The organism is uncultured Eudoraea sp. (assembly GCF_947258525.1).
Taxonomy (GTDB): domain Bacteria; phylum Bacteroidota; class Bacteroidia; order Flavobacteriales; family Flavobacteriaceae; genus Eudoraea.
The window spans coordinates 1-5,349 of the sequence record NZ_CAMYIP010000235.1 but is presented as its reverse complement, the minus strand read 5'-3'; the positions used below and the strand labels follow the sequence as shown (position 1 = coordinate 5,349).

The 5,349-nt window shown below is 58.7% G+C and carries 4 protein-coding genes and 1 pseudogene; all 5 read left to right on the top strand.

All coding sequences use genetic code 11. The features are described from left to right. The first annotated feature begins 205 nt into the window (after positions 1-205). The 5 genes and pseudogenes from guaB to tadA all read left to right on the top strand — a co-directional run bounded on the left by guaB (position 206) and on the right by tadA (position 5,106). The gene (gene guaB / locus Q0X89_RS17780; protein ID WP_297696703.1) at positions 206-1,660 is read left to right on the top strand and encodes an IMP dehydrogenase; all 1,455 of its coding nucleotides are present in this window, start codon (positions 206-208) and stop codon (positions 1,658-1,660) included. A gap of 238 nt (positions 1,661-1,898) precedes the next feature. Continuing rightward, positions 1,899-3,448: pseudogene (gene guaA / locus Q0X89_RS17775) on the top strand (glutamine-hydrolyzing GMP synthase). A gap of 126 nt (positions 3,449-3,574) precedes the next feature. Next, complete coding sequence (locus tag Q0X89_RS17770; RefSeq protein ID WP_297696701.1) at positions 3,575-3,904, top strand: CidA/LrgA family protein; 330 nt, start codon at positions 3,575-3,577, stop codon at positions 3,902-3,904. Then, positions 3,894-4,622 (top strand): LrgB family protein, encoded by a 729-nt coding sequence (locus Q0X89_RS17765; protein WP_297696698.1) that lies wholly within the window; start codon positions 3,894-3,896, stop codon positions 4,620-4,622. Before Q0X89_RS17770 ends, Q0X89_RS17765 begins: the two co-directional genes overlap by 11 nt. A 22-nt stretch (positions 4,623-4,644) precedes the next feature. Then, a complete protein-coding gene (gene tadA, locus Q0X89_RS17760; protein ID WP_297696695.1) occupies positions 4,645-5,106 on the top strand; it encodes a tRNA adenosine(34) deaminase TadA in 462 nt (153 codons plus the stop codon). The last annotated feature ends 243 nt before the right edge of the window (positions 5,107-5,349 follow it).

The window sequence follows — 5,349 nt, the reverse complement described above, 5'->3', positions numbered from 1 at the left end:
TTGCATGCAATCTAAGCCTTGGGAATCGACAGCAGACATTCTAACCGAACCAGTAATTTGCACCACCCTGGTCGAGCGGTCGCAGGCAATCGTGCCGGGAGTGACTGAAATTTGCAGATTCGGACACAGATTCCGATAATCTCACTTACGCTTGAGCGCGCATTAATTTATAATCGCGCTTTGCAACAGACCCGCCGGAGTAACCATGCGTATCAGCCAGGAAGCCCTCACGTTCGACGATGTATTACTGGTGCCGGCAAAATCCGAAGTTCTGCCAAACGAGGCGCAACTGCAGACCCGTCTGACGCGCAAAATCCACCTCAATATCCCGCTGGTATCGGCCGCCATGGACACCGTTACCGAGTCCAGACTGGCGATTGCGATTGCCCAGGAAGGCGGCCTCGGGATCGTGCACAAGAACCTGCCGGTGGAAGAACAGGCGGCACAGGTCGCCGGTGTGAAAAAACACGAAAGTGGCGTCATCAAGGACCCGATCACGATTTCCTCCGACACGCTGGTCAGGGACGTCATCGCGCTCACCGAGCAACGCAGGATTTCTGGCCTGCCGGTAATCGGTGACAGTGGCCTGGTGGGTATCGTCACCAAACGTGACCTGCGCTTCGAGCGCAACCTCGATCAACCGGTGTCATCGATCATGACTCCGCGTGAAAACCTCGTAACCGTCCCCGAGGGCGCCGAAAAGGACGAAGTGCTCGATCTGCTGCATAAACACCGGCTCGAACGCGTGCTGGTGGTCAACGACGCGGGCGAGCTCAAGGGCATGATCACGGTCAAGGATATTACCAAGGCGACCGACTTCCCGCGCGCCTGCAAGGATCGCTACGATCGCCTGCGCGTCGGCGCCGCGGTCGGCACCGGCGACGATACCGAGGCGCGCGTGCGTGCGCTGGTAGAGGCCGAGGTCGACGTCATCGTGGTGGATACCGCGCACGGACATTCGCGCGGCGTGATCGAACGGGTCGCCTGGGTCAAGCAGAACTTCCCGGAGGTCCAGGTTATCGGCGGCAACATCGCTACCGGGGCTGCAGCGCGCGACCTGGTCGATGCCGGCGCCGACGCGGTCAAGGTCGGTATCGGGCCCGGGTCGATCTGCACCACCCGTATCGTCGCCGGGGTCGGCGTGCCACAGATTTCCGCCATCAGCAATGTCGCAGAAGCGCTGCGGGATACCGAGGTGGGAGTCATTGCCGATGGCGGCATTCGTTTTTCCGGCGACATCGCCAAGGCGCTGGTCGCGGGCGCGCATGCGGTCATGATCGGCAGTATGTTCGCCGGCACCGAGGAAGCGCCCGGCGAAGTCGAGTTGTTCCAGGGGCGCTCCTATAAATCCTATCGTGGTATGGGATCGATCGCGGCGATGCAGAAAGGTTCGAGCGATCGTTACTTCCAGGCGGACAGCGCCGATGAAAAACTGGTACCCGAGGGCGTCGAGGGACGGGTGCCGTTCAAGGGGCCGCTGACCAATACGATTTACCAGTTACTCGGCGGGGTGCGCTCCAGCATGGGATACGTCGGTTGCGCAACCATCGAAGAAATGCGCACCCGCCCGGAATTCGTCCAGGTCTCGAATGCCGGCATGCGAGAATCGCATGTCCATGATGTAACGATTACCAAGGAAGCGCCGAATTACCAGGTATGATGTGAATGGTTCCTGTTTTAGCCTGTCATCCCGATACGTCGAACCGTCGCGCAAGCGGGGATCCTGGGCAGGCCGTGAAACCTAATTTTAAAGATCCCCGCTTGCGCGGGGATGACTCCTTAATTTCGGGGATGACCCCTTAATTTCGGGGATGACCCCTTAATTTCGGGGGTGACCCCTTAATTTCGGGGATGACCTCTTAATTTCGGGGGGTGACTCCTTAGTTTGTTGAGACGTAATGACCGATCTGCATGACGATAGAATCCTGATCCTGGATTTCGGGTCGCAGTATACCCAGCTGATCGCGCGCCGCGTGCGCGAGGCCGGCGTTTACTGCGAAATCTACCCGTGGGACGCCGAGGTCGCGCATATCGAAGCGTTCGGCGCGCGCGGATTTATCCTGTCGGGTGGCCCCGAGTCGACGCTCGATAGCGAAAAACCGGAAGTTCCCGCGGCGCTGTTCGACCTTGGAGTGCCGATTCTCGGTATCTGTTACGGCATGCAGGCCATCGCGCAGCAGCTTGGCGGCAAGGTCGAGAATGTCGGCAAATCGGAATTTGGCTATGCCAGCGTACGCGCACGCGGACATACCGAGTTACTGCGCGATATCCAGGACCACGAAACCAGCGAAGGTTACGGCATGCTCGACGTCTGGATGTCGCACGGCGACCGGGTAGCCGAGCTGCCGCCCGGCTTCAAGCTCATGGCGAGCACCGAGAGCGCGCCGATCGCCGGCATGGCCGACGAAGAACGGCGCATCTATGGTTTGCAGTTCCACCCCGAGGTTACGCATACGCGTCAGGGGGTTGCGATCTATGCTCGCTTCTTACACCAGATCTGCGGCTGCGGCTCGCAATGGACTTCGGCCAATATTATCGATGCGACGCTGGACGATGTGCGCGCGCGGGTAGGGCAGGATGAAGTCGTGCTCGGGCTTTCCGGTGGTGTCGATTCGTCGGTGGTGGCGGCGTTATTGCACAAGGCCATGTCGATACCGGGTTGCTGCGTTATCGCGAGGGCGACCAGGTGATGGAACAGTTCGCCGAGCACATGGGCGTGCACGTGATCCGTATCGACGCCGAGGCCCGTTTCCTGTCGAAGCTCGAGGGTCTGAGCGATCCGGAGGACAAGCGCAAGGCGATCGGTAACCTGTTCATCGACATCTTCGAGGAAGAGGCCGGCAAGCTCGAAAATGCGAAATGGCTTGCCCAGGGCACGATTTACCCGGATGTCATCGAATCCGCTGGCGCCGCTACCGGCAAGGCGCATTTGATCAAGTCGCATCACAACGTCGGCGGACTACCGGAAGAGATGAAGCTCGATCTGGTCGAACCGCTACGGGAACTGTTCAAGGACGAGGTGCGGCAAATCGGGGTCGAACTCGGGATACCGCGCGATATGGTTTACCGGCATCCGTTCCCCGGGCCCGGCCTCGGAGTGCGTATTCTCGGCGAAGTGAAAAAAGAGTTTGCCGACACGCTCAGGCTTGCCGATCACATCTTCATCGAGGAGTTACACAATCACGATCTCTACGACAAGGTCTCGCAGGCTTTCGTCGTGTTTCTGCCGGTCAAATCGGTCGGTGTTACCGGCGACGGCCGCCGCTATAACCACGTGGTCAGTCTGCGCGCGGTAGAGACTATCGATTTTATGACGGCGCGCTGGGCCGACCTGCCGTATCACTTTCTCGATCACGTCTCGCGGCGGATCATGAATGAAATCGAGGATATTTCGCGCGTGGTTTACGATATCTCGGGCAAGCCGCCGGGAACCATCGAGTGGGAGTAGGTCCGCCGGGGACCACCGCTAGCGGATTATTAGCTCTCAGTTAAGCCAGACAGAGGCCCCAAGTGCTTGCCAGCATCTTTATTATTTTTTTGTTCCAGCTAATCGGCGAAATGCTGCAGAAATAAAATGCTGCAGAAATACTTTGAGCTGACTATCCCGGGGCCCGTCATCGGGCTGGTACTGTTGCTCGCAGCCCTGTTGCTGAACGGCCGTTACGGTAGTCTATCCCGGGGCGAGCTTGAAAAAGGCCTGAACAGGACTTCCGATTACCTGCTGGGCCATCTGCCCCTGCTGTTTGTTCCGATCGGTGTCGGGGTCGTCATGCATATCTCTTTCCTCGAAGATCGGCTGTTGAGCGTGCTGTTGGTGATCTTTGTGGGCACCGTCCTGACCGTGGGTTTTACCGCCTTCGTCATGGAGAAGCTGCAGACCCGGGGAACTCAAAATGACGGATGAGCAGAAGCTCTACAGCATCTGGGTTTATTTACAGGCGGAACCCTTATTCTGGCTGACGCTGACCATCGGCGCCTACCTGGTCGGGGACTATTGTTACCGCAGGTCGAACCTGTTCCCGTTACTGAACCCGGTTGCACTGGGGATCGTTATCGTGAGCGGCGTGCTGTTGATATTTAACGTTCAGTATGAGCGTTATTTCGAAGGCGCCAAGTTTATCCACTTTCTGCTGGGACCTGCGACCGTGTCGCTGGCAATTCCCATATACCGGAAATGGGACCTGATCACGGCTAACGCGAAGCCGATTGTCACGGCCGTCATTCTGGGCTCGATATTCGCCGTCCTGGTTACCTACCTGCTCGCGGTATTTTTCTCGCTGGAGCGAGAGATCGTATTGAGCCTGCTACCAAAGAGCGTTACTGCACCTATCGCGATGGGTATATCCGAACTCATCGGCGGCATTCCGTCGTTAACGGCCATCATCACCATCATCACCGGTATCATCGGGGCCGCTTTCGGCACCTTCACGCTTGATTTGCTGCGCGTCAGGAAGATGTCGGCACGCGGTTTCGGTATCGGCCTCGCGAGTCACGGTATCGGCACCGCCCGTGCCATGAGCAGAAACGAAACGGCCGGCGTGTTTGCCGCCGTGGCAATGGGTTTGAGCGGAATCGTAACCGCCCTGATCGTGCCATTGATGATATTTCTGCTGGATATCTGAGGAGTACCACTTGTCCCGGGAAATGAACGATTCGGCCTGGATGCAACGGGCTCTGGTGCAGGCAGGAATCGCGGCCGAGAACGACGAGGTTCCGGTCGGGGCCGTGCTGGTAGACGCGGGCGGCGACCTGGTCGCGGCGGGGCATAATCAGCCAATCGGCGCCTGTGATCCGAGCGCTCATGCCGAGATTATGGTGTTGCGCGCGGCGGCGCAAAAACTGGGTAACTACCGGCTAACCGGCACCACGCTCTATGTCACGCTAGAACCCTGCGTCATGTGCGTCGGCGCGCTGGTACATGCGCGCGTCGAGCGCGTGGTTTACGGTGCCGTCGAGCCCAAAACCGGCGCTATCGAAAGCGCGCAGCGCCTGTTCGAAAGCGGTGAATTCAATCATAAACCGGAAATCGTGTCCGGCGTGCTGGCCGATGAATGCGCGGCCCTGATGACCGAATTTTTCGCCGGCAAGCGCGCGACGAAGAAATAAGGGTCAGGACGGGGGGCCGGGTGGACGGTTAAGGCCGGATTTAGAAAAAGAGGACGTTGTAAACAAGATACCCGCTTTCGCGGGTATGACTCCAGGTGCGGTATGACTCCAGGTGCGGTATGACTCCAGGTGCGGTATGACTCCAGGCGCGGTATGACTCCAGGCGCGGTATGACTCCAGGCGCGGTATGACTCCAGGTGCGGTATGACTCCAGGTGCGGTATGACTCCAGGTGCGGTATGAC

Coding starts and splice junctions, on each gene's coding strand:
- guaB (WP_297696703.1), top strand. CDS start 206: ATGCGTATCAGCCAGGAAGCCCTCACGTTCGACGATGTATTACTGGTG.
- Q0X89_RS17770 (WP_297696701.1), top strand. CDS start 3,575: ATGCTGCAGAAATACTTTGAGCTGACTATCCCGGGGCCCGTCATCGGG.
- Q0X89_RS17765 (WP_297696698.1), top strand. CDS start 3,894: ATGACGGATGAGCAGAAGCTCTACAGCATCTGGGTTTATTTACAGGCG.
- tadA (WP_297696695.1), top strand. CDS start 4,645: ATGAACGATTCGGCCTGGATGCAACGGGCTCTGGTGCAGGCAGGAATC.